Below are 17,280 nucleotides of genomic sequence, written 5' to 3' on the forward strand. Positions count from 1 at the left end.
GAAGGTTACCTTAAATCTGGCTTTCATTTCTTTAATGAACACCACTTTTTCGGGGATTACCTTAAATCTGGCTTTCATTCCCTTGATGAACCCCACTTTCTTCCGGGATTATCTTAAAAGTGGCTTTCATTCCCTTGATGAACGCCACTTTCCTCGAAGATTACCTTAAAAGTGGCTTTCATCTCTAATGATCACCTTTTTCAACGCGGATTCCCCTTAAACTATTTCATACTTTATCCCATTTTCACATTTTATATAATATTGTCACTAGTGTTGCGTAAATAGTGTCATAATTTTCAGTTTAATTGTTTACTCTACTTAGAGCCAAAAAAGTAATTACCTTTCTAAAGGCGGCTCCTGTCCATTTGGAAATTTATTTACAATTAGACCTGTGCAACGACAACAATTTGTTGATTAAGGGATGGCTTTTCCTTCAATTTTGCGAAGCCAGACATGTGCTGGTTTCCACAATGATGCCCTTAAATAACGGCTAATTTGCAAGGTTTTCCGCTTACTTTTTGTTTCGAGTTGTACCAGAACATGAAGACAAAAAACAATAAGTGCGATAAACACTTGATTTTGAATCGCCCATTCACTTTGACCGTAGAATTTCTTGATATTGAGATGTTGTTTAATCCATTTAAAAAACAGCTCAATTGCCCATCGTGATTTATACATTTCCGATATTTCTTCGGCGCTTAAGTCAAAACGATTTGTGATTAAATGAAGTTCATTACCTTTTGAATCTATTATTTTTAGAAGTCGAAAATAGTTTTCAGCTCGGTTTTGAGTTGTACCAATCAACACCATTTGATCCGACAAAACAGATGAATCCTTGGGTAGTTTAAAATCATAAACCTCCCGTACGACTGCGTTTTTTCGTAGCCTAGAAAGAAAAAAGTAGCCTTCATCGGTCATGCGATCAAAACGCTCGTAGTCTAGATAACCTCGGTCAAACACATACATGCATTCTTTATCGTCAACCATAATCTCAAGTTGACCACGATCGTGTTCGCTTGCCGTTGTCATCACGGCTTTTTCGGGATAGGATTCTCCCTTTTCCATAAATACAAGGCGTAAGTGTAACTTTACGCCTGCCTTAGTTTTGCGGAACTTCGCCCATTTATGATTGGTCAAATTTAGTGGCAAAGTACTTGAATCAATAATTTTTAACGGCATGACAAGTTTTGTGTAGTGTGTTTTGGCGTGAATTTGTCCGACTAAATCAAGGAAAAGTCTTTGAAACAAATCTGGATTTAGACCATTTAAACGGCGCGAGAGCTGAGAAATGCTTATAGAATCAAGGTCGATTTCCTTTTGAAGATGATCATCAAAAAGGCAATCACTTAACGCATGAAGACTTTCAACTTCTTCTAATTGTGCAAAAAGTAATAGTTTTAGGAATGATTCTGTCGTTAACTTTTTCGTATAGCAATCTAATTTCAATGTTTTCACCTGTTCTTCAAATAATTGAAGATTAATTGGCGAAAACCATTGTCCAAATGAAGTTTTTCGTGTAATCTTGTCCATGAGATTGGTCCTTTTTTAGTGGATTTGGACGGGTTACCACCTGACTTATCCATTATAAAGGACTTTTTCTATGCATAAAATAATAAAAGTGAACATTTCGAGTATTTTTAATAGTGAAATTAAATTAATGCAACACTAGTGTAATATTGTATATTTAATGTAAACTATTTCCTTAAGAAAAGGTGATGAAAATTAATAGATTCTATTACGCAACTATAGTGACCATCTTTCTTTTAATTTTAGTTAGTGTAGATATGATTACAGAGATAGTTTTTGTGATTGTATTTATTCCATTGAGCATTTGGATGCTGTTTATTGGCATAGCTGAATTTAAAAAAACTTTTAAGATAAAATAGCTCTCCTGCACTAAACAAACTTCCTCTCCCAAAACAAAAAAGAAGCACCTCCTAACGAGATGCTTCTCCTCCATAATATCCCTTAATCAACTGATCCATTACCCAGTTTGTTCTTGCGCCACTGATTCCAGTGCTTGGACTAGTACCTTTTCCAGTTAACTCATCCACCATTAACTGAATCAAATGTTGCTGAATGTGACGGGGATTTTCTATTACCCACTCTTCCGTTGTCTCTGGTGTTGTTAATGTAATGGGACCATTGCCAAAGGTTGCGAAGGTTAATTTGCCTTTGCTTCCAATGATTTCATTTTCATCGATGTGGTCATGGGCACTGAAACACCATGTGCCTGTTCCGTGAATACCTGACTCAAATAGATAACTGCAGGTCACTATATCTTCTGCTTGATAGCTGCCATTTTGATTGGTTGCGAATCCTTTCGCTTCTTTAATTGGACCTAGTAGAAAATCTAGAATATCCAATGTATGGCTTGCTAGATCAAGGAAAAGACCACCGCCTGCAAGTTCTGGTTGCACTCTCCATGCTTGATCGTCCTTTAAGGCAGGTTGATATTGAATCGTTCGCACAAATCGAATATCCCCTAATACACCACTATCAATAATTTCTTTTATTTTAAGAAAACGAGGAAGTGCTCGTCGATAATAAGCGACAAATAAAGGGACATCTGCTTGTTTACATGCTTCAATCATCTCTAGGCATTCTTGATAATTTCTTGCCATCGGTTTTTCTACATACACTGGTTTGCCTGCTTTTGCGGCAAGGATTGTGTATTCTTTATGAAAAGCTGGTGGAGTAGCGACGTAAACCGCGTCTACTTCTGGATCGTTGATCAAGGCTTCCGCATTGTCATACCATTTTGGAACATTATGACGCTCGGCATAATCCTTTGCCAATTCTCCATTTCTTCGCATGACTGCGACTAGCTTTGAATTTTCTGCTAATTGAAAGCCTGGTCCACTCTTAACCTCTGTTACATCTCCACAGCCAATAATTCCCCAACGAACTTCATTTTCTATCAATTTCATTTTTATTTTTCACCTCCCTTTCTTATTCGCTATTCTATTTTTAAAACCCTTTATTTTTTATAAATATGTCTAGTCAATTCAAATTTTTATTACTTGCCCAGTATAAATAAGATTAATATTCTTTATCTGTGGATTCTTTGCTTGGATTGCTGAAATAGTGGTACCATATGTTTTGGCGATTTTCGTTAATGTTTCGCCACTTGAGACAATATGGATCGTTTCTTCTTGTGGGTTAATCCAAGATCCGGGCTTTCCTGCTACCGTTGTAACATTTATCATCCCTTGGGAGGTATTAAAAATCGTATATGTTCCTGGTTTGACGGTTCCTCTTTTATTTTGACCAGATTTGGCATCTGCCGCTGTCAGGAATGCATCAGTTTCTTGTCGTACCGTATACTTACTCGTCAGTACCACTTCTGTTCCCCAATATCCAGGCTCTTGCATAATTCGATTTCGGTCGATATTAACGCCTTCTATGATAATATTATTTTCATGTTGATACATATGAATGAAGGGAGCGATTTCTCCGCGCGACCACGCATAAGTTTGCCAAAAATAATCAGCATAATCCCGCAATGCGTACATCACTGCATAGGAACCATATATCCCTACTTTATATGACCTTAACTGTTTTTTTATTGCTGAAAAATAAGCTTGAATTAGCTGCATTTGCTTCCCTGCCACATCACAATCAACGGCAAAATAGATGGCCGTTCCCTCAGGTTGCCCGACTGCCTTCGCCCACTTTTCTGCATCCTTTCCATCCACTATTCCCTGCTTTTCCGTAAAATAAGAAAGTTTATTAGCGCTTTTTTGAAAAATACTAATTAGTTTTATTCCTGTCTTTTGGATAATCTCTGCCTCTTTCTTGTCAAATGACTTCCAGCTGTCTCCTAAATATCGTGCCGCATAGCGGAATCCTGCTCCTTTTAAATCCTTTGCCATTTTCTCTATTAATTTGGTAGCACAATCAAATCCTAGTGTCATCTTTATCACTCCTTTTTCTTTTTATATAGAAAAAAAGCTAATAAAAGGTCAGCTGAATTTTGGCTTGTAACAGAAATGTTACCTGCTCATCCATGTCGCCAATCCTTGAAACTGTTATACTGGAAGAAGAAAGGGGCGACTAAAGTGAGACAATATGATTATTCACAGATTTTCCGAGATACATTTATCAAAGAAGCTATCGACCGTGTCGGTGCAGGGATTGTCATTACAGACCCTAGCTTAGAAGATAATCCTATTATTTATGTCAATAAAGGCTTTGAAACACTAACCAACTATCAAGCGGTTGATATTTTAGGAAAGAACTGTCGTTTTTTACAACAAGGAGCCAAAGATCAGCCCCAGCTTCAACACCTTCGAAATGCGATTGCGAAGAAAGAATCCATTGTGGTTACATTAAAGAATTATCGAAAAAATGGAGAAATGTTCTGGAATGAACTGTCGCTCTATCCTATCTATATTGGTGAGGAAAAGAAGTTATTCTTTGTCGGCATTCAAAAAGATATTACCGTTCAAAAGGAATCGGAGCAGCTTATTAAGGAATACATAGATGAAATTAATAACTTATCGACACCAATTATTTCTGTGCAAAAAAATGCCTCTGTTCTTCCCCTTATCGGCAATTTAACCGAAGAACGTTTTAGCCAGATGGTCACCAATATTGCGGAATATGCCGCTAGAACAAAAGAAAACTATTTTATAATCGATTTACAAGGACTGCTTAAATATGATGAAACTGTTCAACAAGGAATTATCCGGATTAAAGATATCCTTGCGCTCATGGGCACAGAACTAATTATTACCGGTATGCAAGTCAACATGGCAATTGATACGATTGAATATACATATGGAAAGAAGTTAAATATGCGTGTTTACCCAACATGTCGGGATGCGCTTGAAGCTATTTCAGCTACTGATGATTGAATAATAATCACCCTTTCTTCTCACACTAAGAAAAAAAGGGTGATTTTTTATGACTAATTTTCTGCTGACGAATTTATTCTCTACCTTTCTCTTGCACCGTAATTTGCAGTGGCATCGCAAGCTTGTTTGGATAGCTATCCCGTTGTTTTTTCTATTTATGATTGTTCAAGCTGAATATATTGTTAATCGGTTGAAAAAGAATACCTTTCATTTTTAAATCTATGGGGAACAGGGATAAAATCCTTTCCCCTTTCTCCGCTAAATCTCTATTGATTATGTTTCCGTTTACATGTATAACTATCATATAGACATGAAAAAGGGTGAACATATTGAATAATAAGATTATACTTTTCATCAACACAGTCGCTCAGTATACGACTGCTGGGTTTTATTTTTGGATATATCTTTTTCGTGGCGGTCTAGTGTATGGCTTAGTTCCTGCTGGCATTGGTCTGATTCATAGCATGGAGAGCATTCATAACGAGGTAGAATATAGCATTCGTATTGCCTTCGAGGAGGCTTACCAGAAACATAAAGATAATAAATCGCTTTCCTTTATTGTCTTTTTTCTTACCATTATTAGTCTGATTTCGGTTTACTATTCTTTAATTGTGGTGAGCCCAGTACTTGGCTTTTTTCAATTCCCACTTGTTTTCTTCACTTTTTTTGCATGGATTTATTATATTTACTGCATCTATTTTCTTGCTGATCCTCCGAGGGGCAATGGGGAGAAAAAATGGATTTATGCCCTTGCATTTGACACATGTATTCGTCGTTTCTTTAATAGCATTATCATTCTCGCAACATTAATTGCAATTAGTTTTCTCGTTCGTATTAATTTGCTAGTATTCATCTTCTTTGCTCCGCCACTGACGATTTTTTTGACAAAATATATTGTGCCTAAGGTGAAATAAACCAAAAGAGGATGGGACATAACTAAATAGATACTCTGTAAAGACGAACAATTTCTAATATAGCTAGTAAATAGCGGCTGCTTTCGCATACTTTTTACAAGAGGAAATATAATTAGTTGGAAAAACAGAGCAGCCGGAATACACGAAGACTCCCTCCGGAAAAGTTGATATACCAACGTTTGTAGTAGATTATTGGTGAAATAAAAAATTTTTTTTAACTTATTTCAGACTTATCACAGGTGGTTTTCCCCATTTTATAAAATAACTGGGAATGAAGAAGACGCTTCGCTAGAGTCAATAGGGATTAATTGACAAAGGTACATTATTTGATGCACTTTGGTCTCTACTATTCTTACGAGAACGTACCCTCCCATGTCTCTTAGCGTCGCGCGCTTACATTCCTTCGTTTGGTTTCATCATAAGGTAGAGGCTGGCATCCTGCTCCTATATAGACTCTAAGTCGTATGTCTTTTTATAAGCCAGCTACTGTGTCATCTTGTGAATTATTTTTTACATTAAGCTCTACCTTGGATATGTTAGGCGGGGAAGACGGAAATATCCTGTCTCATCCGTTCTCCATCAAACAAAACTTCTTGGTGACTTAACCCATGAAATACTTTCAATAGTTTACTACAGAGTATAACAAGTGCTTCTTTTTTCTTTAGTGGATTATTTGTCCTGGTAATATAATATTGATATAAATCGTGAAAGACCTTATTGTTTCGTATTAAAGGGAGTACTGCCCGATAGAGAAGCGATCGTAGTTTTCTTCTCCCTCGCTTTGAAAGACTTTTTCGACCAATATACTTTCCAGAAGAATTTTCTCGTAATGTTAATCCCGCTAATTTTATGAGTTGGCGTGGATGTTGATAATTCTTTAGAGATCCTACTTCTGACAGTAAATCAATCACTGTCTCTTCCCCAATACCCGGAATCGATAAGAGATAGTGAAATTCAGCTAGGTCTTCCACCATGTCTTTTAATTCTTGATTCACTGTTTCTAACTGATTTGTATATAGTTCATATTTTTGTATCAACATAACAATTTCCAGTCGTGCCATTTCAACGCCTTCTGTTAAGCCGATGGATTGTTCTGCCGCCTTTATTAATTTGGCTATTTTGGATCTTGCTGGATAGGCCAGCTGTTCTTTCTCTCGATAGAAAGTGATCAACTCTTCTACCTCTCGTCCTACTAAGTCTACTGGTAAAGGCGTCTGTTTTAACACCGCACAAGCATTCTTTCCTAACTCCTTAAAAGCAGTATAAAATTCAGGGAAATATCGGTCTGTCCATCGAATGATCTGGTTTTTTACTTTCGCTATTTCTTTCTTCACACTCCCCCGAATAGAAGATCCTTGTCTAAGTTCTGCTTCTATTCCTTCTAGCTTGCGAATAGAACTAAAATAGCCGTTTGTGATTAATTTGGCAATAACTCTCGCATCTTTCTTATCATTCTTTGTTTGGAGATTGTCATCCATTTCCTTCGATCGTTTTACATGTAAGGGATTCACAATGACGTAACGAATGCCTTTGGAGGCAAGAAATGCAGCGAGATTCATCCAATAATGACCTGTAGGTTCAAAACCGATCAAAAGATCCTTCTTTCCCTGTTTCTTCATCAATTGATGTAAGTGAATATAAAATTGTTGAAAGCCTTGATTAGACTGATGGACGGCGAAGGATTTACTTAATTCCCGTCCTCTATCATCCACTGCACAAGCATAATGCGTTCTTTTTGCTATATCAATGCCAATGATAAGAGTAGAATTAGTGACTTGATTTATTTTTTGATTACGTTTATTATTCATAGTAGATTCTCCTTGCTGCGTATTGATTGGCGTTGATACATGCATCATATAGGAGTATCTTTTTTTATGCAAGCCCCTAAAACTACCCCCACAGGAATGCTCCTATGGGATTAGCGAGACAGTCTGAGACCCTGCAGGCCACAGGCCGAAGCGGCTCAGCGCGAGCCCCATGGAAAGCGAAGTGTATTCCGGCTGCGGGGAATCGCACCAAACTTCATGGAAACATCCTTTGAAAAACAAATAAAAGCCCGAACAATTATACGGAACATTCATTAGCATCTTCGTATAATTGTTCGGAATTATCCTTGGCTGGAATACTTATGTCCCAGCCTCTTTTTTATTAACTATTTTCTTGTTTTTATAAATAATACGCAGCAGCACTCTTAAAATTAGTTTTATTTGACTGAACCAGATACTCCATTATAAATGTGTTTCTGTAATGTCAGGAACACGATTAAAATTGGCAGGATAACGATGATGACACCTGCTAGGATAACTGGCCAATCTGTGCCGTATGGACCTTTGAAGGCAAATAGTGCAGTTGAAATAACCTTCAAGTCTGGTGACGGCATATAAAGAAACGGGTTATAGAAATCGTTGTAAATTCCTACGCCACTGATGATTAGGATGGTGATCATCGGTGCTTTTAATAATGGAAGAATGATTTTACGATAGATGGTAAAATATGATGCTCCTTCCAAAATTGCTGCTTCGTCTAGCGAAACAGGAATGTTTTTCAAATATTGTAGGAAGATATAAACGGCAATTACATCTGTTCCTAAGTTAAGCACAATCACAGACCAAATGGTATTGAATAAACCCATTCCATTAATGATTTGGAAAGTTGCCACCTGTGTTGTAATACCCGGTATGAGTGTTGCCAGAAGGAATAGTGCTAGAATAACCTTCTTCATTTTGAAATTAAAGCGATCAAGAACATAAGCTATCATTGTTCCTAAAAGGAGTTTTCCAATAATCGATGCGATAAAGATAAGAATCGTATTTTTAAAACCAGTAAGCATTTGCCCATCGATAAATGCGGTTACGTAATTGCTGAAAGTAAAATTCTTCGGCAATTCTAAGACACCTGTTGTCAAAAATTCCTGTTTGGTTTTAAAGGAGCCGATAATCACAACTAAAACAGGTACGATAGCAACGGCTGCTCCGAGTAATAAGCTTCCATATTTGACGAAAAATCCAAGGATATTCTTTATCATCATCGCAGTCGTTAATCCATTGTCGCTTTTTATTCCTGTTTGTTTTTCAAATCCTGCTTGTGATTTCATACTATTTCGCTCCTTTCTCTCTTGTTAAGTATTGCTGCAGCAAGGTCACAACAATGACAATAACAAGTAATACTAATGCCATCGCAGAGGCTAATCCGACTTTGCTGAACTTAAATGCAGTGTCAATCGTCTGGATAACGAATGTCTTTGTACCATTTGATCCGCCTGTCATAATGTAAGGAATTTCGAATACGCTTAGTGATCCGCTAATACCGAGAATAATATTTAAGAAGATGATTTGTTTAATGCTTGGCATGATAATATATCGGAATTGCTGCCAGCGATTTGCTCCATCAATCTCTGCAGCTTCATAAATTTCTGAATCAATAGACTGAATAGCACCAAGAAAAATAATGAAGTTAAAGCCCATATAACGCCAGATCGACGTAAATGCCATCGAAACGTTATTAATCGAGCGATCTCCTAACCATAAACGGATTTGATCTTCTAATCCTAAGAAAGATAAAACAGTATCTAACGTCCCTCCACCTTTGTAGAAGTATAAGAAAATAAACCCAATTGCTACCCCATTCAATAAGTATGGGAAGAAAAGAATCCCTTTCCAAAGATTCGCAAATTTCACTTTAAAGGTTAAAACCGTTGCAAAATATAATGCGATTCCTAATTGCACGAATGTTGCAAAGAAATAATATAAACTTACTTTAAAAACGGAGAAATATTCAGGAGTAGTAAAAATTCGAATATAGTTATCCCAGCCAACACTTTCACTTGTTGGACTTATTCCATTCCAGTTTGTAAAGCTATACTGTACCATTTTAAATAAAGGATAATATGAAAATAACAAAAGCAAAAATACTGGTAGTGCGGAGAACAATACAATGATTAATCTTCTTTGCCCATCGTACCCCAATTTAATTTTATTCATCTTGCCTACACCTCTTTATTCTTTCGATAACGCCTATTTATGGAAAACTTATTCACCTCCATCGGCGCCGGAGCAAAATATAAAACTACCTAGAACGGAACTCTCTTTTGTTATAGCAATGTAAAAGGAATAAAGTGAAACTTCCATCAGTGGGGATTTTCCTTCCTCCCCCACTGATGGTTAGTTGAACCATTCGGACCTTTACGGACAGTTGATCTTCCTCGTATTCTTATAAGCTTACGGTTGAGTCTTACTGTCCGTTAAGAGTGGATAAATAATAGCTACAAAGTATGGATGCTACTCTCTGCTGTGTTCCGTCTAAAAAATGATTTTTACAAAAACTTATAATAACGAAGGTTACCTTAAGAGATTGACTCTTTTAAGATAACCCTCCATTCTTTAAAACTGTTGTTTTTCTATCTGTTATCTGTTGTTGTTGTGTTCTAATCGTTCTCATTAAACCATGAGCATGTAACTGCTTTTTTGGTTTATTGACCAACTTCTTCGATTGCTTTGCCCCATTTTTCGTTGAGGTCTTTCATGATATCTTCAAAAGATTCTTTCGTGTTTCCTTTTGCAGAATCCACGATTCGTTGTTTCGTTGCATCTGTTGTGCCTAAACCAATTTCAGAGCTGTTGTTAATATCAGCAAATAATGATTCTTTTCCAGCAGGTGCAGGGGTTGGTTGGAAGAATTCCACGCCAGCTGTTTCCATTGATTTAAGAGCAGCAGGTAGTTGTGCTCCAACTTTTGGAGAAATACCACCAGTATCAGCAGCATAGTTAGACTCTTCTACAAACCAATCTAAGAAAGTACGCGCTGCTTCTTTATGCTTGCTGTTTACGTTAATACCGATATTGTAGTCTCCACCAATTGTAGTATATTGTTTTCCATCATGTGTTGTTGGGAATGCCGCAAATTGGATATCTTCTGGATTTTCTGCTAATGCTTGAACCTGTTCAATTGCCCAGCTTCCTAATACCATTGCTGCGATTTTTCCATCAGCAAGATCTTGCTTAGATTGTTCCCAATCTGTCGTTGTTGGGTCCGCTTCTGAATAGCCTTCTTTTACCGTATCATAAAGTAATTTGTAGATAGTATTCATTGGCTTTCCATCGTCAAATGGCGTTTTATCTGTTGTTAGCTCATTCGTGAAGTTTGGATCTCCTGCTGCGGATTCACGTACGAAATCCCAGTTAGACATTGCCCAGTTAGAAGCATAGTTTGTATATAATGGTGTACTATCCGGATTGGATTCTTTAATTTTTCCTAATGCTGCTATGAAATCTTCTGGTGTTCTTGGGAATTCGGTGATTCCAGCATCATTGAACACTTTCATATTGACAAGTACACCTGTTGTATTTACTGCAATAGGAATACCGTATGATACTCCGTCATATGCACGGTCTGTTAATAGTAAGTATTTTTCTTCTAATTCTTTCTGATCACCAAGTGGCTCAAAGAAATTTGTGTTGTCTTCTGGCTTAATAGTTGTTGGAACCATTAATACATCGCCGTAGTCTTTTGAATTCATACGAATTTGCATTTGGCCAGCATAGTCAGTAATTGTCTCTACTTTCACTTCAATGTCAGGATGTTTTTCATTGAATTCAGCAATGTATTCATCCCATTTCCCATTCCCAGACCAGTCTGTTTTGTGGTTAATAAAAGTGATTGTCTCTTTACCGTCTGCGCCTTTTTCTCCTTGCTTGTCCGAATCACTACTACAAGCACCCAGCATTAACGCAGCTGCACTAGCAATTAGGCCAAAACGAAATAGTTTGTTACTTTTTTTGATCCCCATTCTATTTTCCCTCCAAATAATTAGGTCATATAAAGAGTTGAAGCTATTCTGAAAACCCTATCATTAAGCGCTTACAAACATATTCTACCATGGATATTTTCATTTGTATAGACTTTTATTATAAAAGTAAGTACAAATATTTTCCGTTGTTTTATGAGTGGTTAAGCGTATACATTTTGTTGTTTTTTGAGATAGTAGTTGGTTTTTTATTTGAGATACTTGCTACTAAACAGGCTTTGATAACCTTGCCATGTTACCTTTTGCTTGCTCTCCCAGCTTTACTTTGATTTGACCCCCTCGATGAACATTGTGTTTCCCACGCATCAATCGGATAATAGCCGCTAGATGAAATTACTATGGGCACGCCATGTGCCGTCCGAAACGTTTACCATTGGTTTTAAAATAACCTTCAAACCCATTTTGTTAGCGCATTCAATTAATTCTATCGTTTCTTCATCACTAACTACATTCGGATGATTCCTCCAATTGATAGTGATGGATTGTGGGGTATCCTGCTCTGCAACAACAGTAAGGACAATATGCTCAACCGCACATCTTTCTTTTAACAACTGTAGTGATTCTTTTGTTCTTGCGTCTTGCCATTCTCCCCTTTTGTTCATAAATCCAAAGCTAAAACCTTTAATGAATTCCATCGAGATTCTCTCCTTTTCATCTATAAACCTATATAAATATAAAGTTCTATATTGAATTGTCTATACTTTTGTTGTAAATTAATTATATATTTCGACTTCTGATATGTAAAGAACCAATCGGGAGAAAAAATAGACAATTTAATAGAAAGAAAGTGACAGAATGGAAGATAGCAAGAAAGAATACTATAGGAAAATGTTGTATTTCACGATTCCTATAACCATTCAGCTTTTGATTACTTCGGGTCTGAATATAATTGATTCGATTATGGTAGGTAGACTCGGAGTAGATAGTATTGCCGCTGTCGGTATCGCCAATAAATTTACGCAAATTCCAACAATTCTGCTACAGGGATTTGCTAGTGGCGCGACGATTTTTTGTGCACAATACTGGGGGGCCAGAAATAAAAATGGCATTAGTCGCTCTGTTATTTTTGTAAGCGTACTCACCATGATTTTCTCCCTTTTCTTTACGCTTTTGACCCAGTTTTTCTCCTATCCGATTCTTGGCTTCTTTTCATCGGATATGTCTGTTAAACAATTGGGAGGCGAATTCCTTCATATCCTTGGTTACTCCTATGTTTTTACTGCTTTATCGATGATTTTTGTAATCGCTTTAAAAACAACAGGCGAGGTACGGAAACCGACCTACTATAGCGTAATTGCTTTATTAGTTAATACCCTATTAAACTATGTCTTAATTTACGGTAACTTCGGGGCGCCTGCTTTAGGGGTCGAAGGAGCTGCGATTGCTACGCTAATTGCGCGGATCATCCAAACAGGTCTTTTATTTATGCTCCTTGTAAAAAAAGAGTTCATTTCTTTATCGATTATTAAAAAGAATCTCGATGTTTTCCGAAGCAGTTTAAGCAAGCATTATTTTAAAATCACGATGCCATCAATTATCAACCATGGTACGTGGACACTCGGCGATACACTATTTTTCTGGCTGTATGCGTCGATGGGTACAAATCAAACAGCCGCTATTTCGATGATTGATCCGATTATTTTTATTTGCACCTGTATATTTACTGGAATAAGTGATGCCTCAGCGGTAATGATTGGAAACCAGCTTGGAGCAAATGATAAGAAAGGGGCATTTCAGTATGCTAAGAATTTCATCCGGATTACAACGGGTACCTCTGTTGTCGTTGGAATTCTAATTCTGATTGCGCTGCCACATGTATTATCTCTTTATCAACTTACCCCAGAAGTAGAACAACTTGTTTACGGAATTATATTTGTATATATTCCCTATTCGCTTGCGAAAAATTTAAATTATATTAACAATGTAGGCATTCTTCGTGCCGGTGGAGATACAAAATACGTGATGTGGTTAGATACGATCGGCGTGTGGCTCATAGGTCTGCCACTTGCGGCATTAGGCGTATACTTCCAGCTACCTTTGTTTGCTGTCTATGCACTTGCTAACTCCCATGATTTTATTCGAGCTTTCTTGGGAATAAAAAGAACTTATACGAAAAAATGGATTCGCAATATCGTTGAAGGGTAAAGAGTGTAAAAAAGAGGAGGAGTTACGATGAAAAAAGTAGAGTTTATCGAAGAGTTAGAGAATCGCATACTGCCATTTTGGTTGAATTTAGTAGATAAGGAGAATGGCGGTTTTTATGGAGTCGTTGATTACAATCTCAAGATTCATCCTGAAGCCCATAAAGGAGGCGTTTTAGGTGCTAGAAACTTGTGGACCTTTTCCGCTGCATATCAGTACAAACAAGACCCAGCCTATTTAGAAGCAGCCCATCATGCCTATGAATTTTTGAAAAATAAGCTTTGGGATCATGAAAATGGTGGCATCTATTGGCTCGTTGATTATAAAGGCAATCCTGTTCTTTCATCAAAACACGTTTATGCACAAAGCTTTGCACTGTATGGCTTAAGTGAGTATTATAAGGTGTCTAAAGATACGGAAGTATTAGCATTAGCACAAAAATTGTTTTACCTCATTGAAAATATTTGCTATTCTGAAGCCTTGAATGGGTATCTGGAAGAGTTTCATGCCGATTGGACGAAGAAGGAAAATGTTTTATTAAATGAAGGTGCGGAGGCTGCTTTTACAACAAATAGCCATTTGCATATTATCGAAGCTTATACGACACTCTATCAAATTTGGCCTGACGAAAAGCTATTAAGTAAAATCGATAATCTATTAACCCTTTTCCATACTCATATTTTCGACCATGAAAAGCATTATTGCCAAGCTGCCTTTGATCCAAATTTGAATAGCATTAAGGATACTTTCTCATTTGGCCACGATATTGAAACGAGCTGGCTTTTAACAGAAGCTTTAACAGTAACAAAGCTTGATCGTCCCGAGATCGTGGAAATAAATAAGCTTATGGCACTTGAGGTTGCAAGAGAGGGACTCGCAGATGATGGATCCCTAATGGATTACAAGGCAAATGATTTCATTCACCCTACAAGAGTCTGGTGGGGCCAAGCCGAAGCAGTAATCGGCTTCCACAACGCCTATGAATTAACGAATATTCCAAACTATTTAATGTATAGTGAAGATGTATGGAAATACATTCAAGCATCTATCCATGATCAGCGCGAAGGTGGAGAATGGTACTCCCGCATTGATGCAAATGGTGAAGTTATTTCTTCCCTGCGTGATACTAAATACTATTCACAAGAAAACATCGTCGATTCATGGAAATGCCCATACCATAATGCTCGGATGTGCTTAGAAATGATTAAACGTTTAAGTTATTAAAAGGAAAGAGGCTGGGAAATAAGTATTCCAGTCATAGATAAACCCGAACAACTATCAAATAATCCTAAATGATTGTTCGGGTTTTATTAGTTTTATAGAAGGCTGTTTCAGTACAGTTAGTGTTAATATCCGCAGCCTGAATACACTTCGCTTTCCATGGGGCGAGCGCCGAGCCGCTTCGGCCTATGGCCTGCAGGGTCTCGGACTTTCTCGCAGCTCCCATAGGAGCATTCCTGTGGGGGTAGTTTTAGGGGCTTGCATAAAAAAAGATACTCCTATATGATGCATGTATCAACGCCAATCAATACGCAGCAAGGAGAATCTACTATGAATAATAAACGTAATCAAAAAATAAATCAAGTCACTAATTCTACTCTTATCATTGGCATTGATATAGCAAAAAGAACGCATTATGCTTGTGCAGTGGATGATAGAGGACGGGAATTAAGTAAATCCTTCGCCGTCCATCAGTCTAATCAAGGCTTTCAACAATTTTATATTCACTTACATCAATTGATGAAGAAACAGGGAAAGAAGGATCTTTTGATCGGTTTTGAACCTACAGGTCATTATTGGATGAATCTCGCTGCATTTCTTGCCTCCAAAGGCATTCGTTACGTCATTGTGAATCCCTTACATGTAAAACGATCGAAGGAAATGGATGACAATCTCCAAACAAAGAATGATAAGAAAGATGCGAGAGTTATTGCCAAATTAATCACAAACGGCTATTTTAGTTCTATTCGCAAGCTAGAAGGAATAGAAGCAGAACTTAGACAAGGATCTTCTATTCGGGGGAGTGTGAAGAAAGAAATAGCGAAAGTAAAAAACCAGATCATTCGATGGACAGACCGATATTTCCCTGAATTTTATACTGCTTTTAAGGAGTTAGGAAAGAATGCTTGTGCGGTGTTAAAACAGACGCCTTTACCAGTAGACTTAGTAGGACGAGAGGTAGAAGAGTTGATCACTTTCTATCGAGAGAAAGAACAGCTGGCCTATCCAGCAAGATCCAAAATAGCCAAATTAATAAAGGCGGCAGAACAATCCATCGGCTTAACAGAAGGCGTTGAAATGGCACGACTGGAAATTGTTATGTTGATACAAAAATATGAACTATATACAAATCAGTTAGAAACAGTGAATCAAGAATTAAAAGACATGGTGGAAGACCTAGCTGAATTTCACTATCTCTTATCGATTCCGGGTATTGGGGAAGAGACAGTGATTGATTTACTGTCAGAAGTAGGATCTCTAAAGAATTATCAACATCCACGCCAACTCATAAAATTAGCGGGATTAACATTACGAGAAAATTCTTCTGGAAAGTATATTGGTCGAAAAAGTCTTTCAAAGCGAGGGAGAAGAAAACTACGATCGCTTCTCTATCGGGCAGTACTCCCTTTAATACGAAACAATAAGGTCTTTCACGATTTATATCAATATTATATTACCAGGACAAATAATCCACTAAAGAAAAAAGAAGCACTTGTTATACTCTGTAGTAAACTATTGAAAGTATTTCATGGGTTAAGTCACCAAGAAGTTTTGTTTGATGGAGAACGGATGAGACAGGATATTTCCGTCTTCCCCGCCTAACATATCCAAGGTAGAGCTTAATGTAAAAAATAATTCACAAGATGACACAGTAGCTGGCTTATAAAAAGACATACGACTTAGAGTCTATATAGGAGCAGGATGCCAGCCTCTACCTTATGATGAAACCAAACGAAGGAATGTAAGCGCGCGACGCTAAGAGACATGGGAGGGTACGTTCTCGTAAGAATAGTAGAGACCAAAGTGCATCAAATAATGTACCTTTGTCAATTAATCCCTATTGACTCTAGCGAAGCGTCTTCTTCATTCCCAGTTATTTTATAAAATGGGGAAAACCACCTGTGATAAGTCTGAAATAAGTTAAAAAAAATTTTTTATTTCACCAATAATCTACTACAAACGTTGGTATATCAACTTTTCCGGAGGGAGTCTACGTGTATTCAGGCTGCTCCATATTTCCTACTAATTCATTTTTTCTAAAAAAACAATATTTTTTAGGGAATTGCCTTTAAAAACAGAGTGGAATGGAGCGGAAGACACTCGACTCCTGCGGGAAGTAGAGCAAAACCTAAGACCCCACAGGCTTTAGCCGAGGAGGCTTAGGTTGCTCCCCGCGGAAAGCGAGTTTCTGTAGCGCAATGGAACGAATTAGTTTTTACACTTGACTATATTTAAAAACATAAATAACCATTGTATAAAAGGAACCTTTATTTAAGTGATAAATTAGAGATTGTTCGTCTTTACAGATTGGCTATCTAGTTTTGTCCCAGCCTCTTATCTT

General features: G+C 37.3%; 14 protein-coding genes. 6 read left to right on the top strand and 8 right to left on the bottom strand.

Going from position 1 to position 17,280, the window contains the following annotated elements:
* Nucleotides 1–414 precede the first annotated feature (414 nt).
* From NKG37_RS03765 to NKG37_RS03775, 3 genes are all read right to left on the bottom strand, one after another.
* Nucleotides 415–1,530, bottom strand: coding sequence for an IS4 family transposase (locus NKG37_RS03765; RefSeq protein ID WP_016205139.1), 1,116 nt, complete (start codon nt 1,528–1,530; stop codon nt 415–417).
* 407 nt (nt 1,531–1,937) lie between these two features.
* The gene (locus tag NKG37_RS03770) at nt 1,938–2,930 is read right to left on the bottom strand and encodes a Gfo/Idh/MocA family protein (protein ID WP_101729800.1); all 993 of its coding nucleotides are present in this window, start codon (nt 2,928–2,930) and stop codon (nt 1,938–1,940) included.
* A 78-nt stretch (nt 2,931–3,008) separates the two neighbouring features.
* Complete coding sequence (locus NKG37_RS03775) at nt 3,009–3,917, bottom strand: glycoside hydrolase domain-containing protein (RefSeq protein WP_254415824.1); 909 nt, start codon at nt 3,915–3,917, stop codon at nt 3,009–3,011.
* Between the two features lie 144 nt (nt 3,918–4,061).
* Here NKG37_RS03775 and NKG37_RS03780 point away from each other — a divergent pair, with 144 nt between their 5' ends.
* From NKG37_RS03780 to NKG37_RS03790, 3 genes are all read left to right on the top strand, one after another.
* Complete coding sequence (locus NKG37_RS03780; protein WP_016203328.1) at nt 4,062–4,859, top strand: YtvA family blue-light photoreceptor; 798 nt, start codon at nt 4,062–4,064, stop codon at nt 4,857–4,859.
* 49 nt (nt 4,860–4,908) lie between these two features.
* Entirely contained in the window at nt 4,909–5,076 is a 168-nt protein-coding gene (locus tag NKG37_RS03785; protein ID WP_156827804.1) for a hypothetical protein, read from the top strand.
* Between the two features lie 112 nt (nt 5,077–5,188).
* Nucleotides 5,189–5,773: a hypothetical protein gene (locus tag NKG37_RS03790; protein WP_016203329.1), complete on the top strand. Its 585-nt coding sequence runs from the start codon at nt 5,189–5,191 to the stop codon at nt 5,771–5,773.
* Between the two features lie 536 nt (nt 5,774–6,309).
* Here NKG37_RS03790 and NKG37_RS03795 read toward each other — a convergent pair.
* The 5 genes from NKG37_RS03795 to NKG37_RS03815 form a co-directional block, all read right to left on the bottom strand.
* Nucleotides 6,310–7,581, bottom strand: coding sequence for an IS110 family RNA-guided transposase (locus NKG37_RS03795; RefSeq protein WP_169188709.1), 1,272 nt, complete (start codon nt 7,579–7,581; stop codon nt 6,310–6,312).
* A 395-nt stretch (nt 7,582–7,976) separates the two neighbouring features.
* Entirely contained in the window at nt 7,977–8,801 is an 825-nt protein-coding gene (locus NKG37_RS03800; protein ID WP_205835847.1) for a carbohydrate ABC transporter permease, read from the bottom strand.
* 67 nt (nt 8,802–8,868) lie between these two features.
* Nucleotides 8,869–9,753 (bottom strand): carbohydrate ABC transporter permease, encoded by an 885-nt coding sequence (locus NKG37_RS03805; RefSeq protein ID WP_016203331.1) that lies wholly within the window; start codon nt 9,751–9,753, stop codon nt 8,869–8,871.
* 488 nt (nt 9,754–10,241) lie between these two features.
* Nucleotides 10,242–11,558 carry an ABC transporter substrate-binding protein gene (locus tag NKG37_RS03810; RefSeq protein WP_169189353.1) on the bottom strand — a complete coding sequence of 439 codons (1,317 nt, stop codon included), beginning with the start codon at nt 11,556–11,558 and terminating at the stop codon, nt 10,242–10,244.
* Nucleotides 11,559–11,899: 341 nt separating this feature from the next.
* Nucleotides 11,900–12,211, bottom strand: a complete 312-nt coding sequence (locus NKG37_RS03815; RefSeq protein ID WP_254415825.1) for a glycoside hydrolase family 113 — start codon at nt 12,209–12,211, stop codon at nt 11,900–11,902.
* Between the two features lie 160 nt (nt 12,212–12,371).
* Here NKG37_RS03815 and NKG37_RS03820 point away from each other — a divergent pair, with 160 nt between their 5' ends.
* The 3 genes from NKG37_RS03820 (at nt 12,372) to NKG37_RS03830 (ending at nt 16,541) form a co-directional block, all read left to right on the top strand.
* Nucleotides 12,372–13,721, top strand: coding sequence for an MATE family efflux transporter (locus tag NKG37_RS03820; protein WP_254415826.1), 1,350 nt, complete (start codon nt 12,372–12,374; stop codon nt 13,719–13,721).
* A 27-nt stretch (nt 13,722–13,748) separates the two neighbouring features.
* Complete coding sequence (locus NKG37_RS03825) at nt 13,749–14,942, top strand: AGE family epimerase/isomerase (RefSeq protein WP_254415827.1); 1,194 nt, start codon at nt 13,749–13,751, stop codon at nt 14,940–14,942.
* Between the two features lie 327 nt (nt 14,943–15,269).
* The gene (locus NKG37_RS03830; protein WP_169188709.1) at nt 15,270–16,541 is read left to right on the top strand and encodes an IS110 family RNA-guided transposase; all 1,272 of its coding nucleotides are present in this window, start codon (nt 15,270–15,272) and stop codon (nt 16,539–16,541) included.
* The last annotated feature ends 739 nt before the right edge of the window (nt 16,542–17,280 follow it).

The organism is Niallia sp. RD1 (genome assembly GCF_024219955.1).
GTDB lineage: Bacteria > Bacillota > Bacilli > Bacillales > Cytobacillaceae > Niallia > Niallia alba.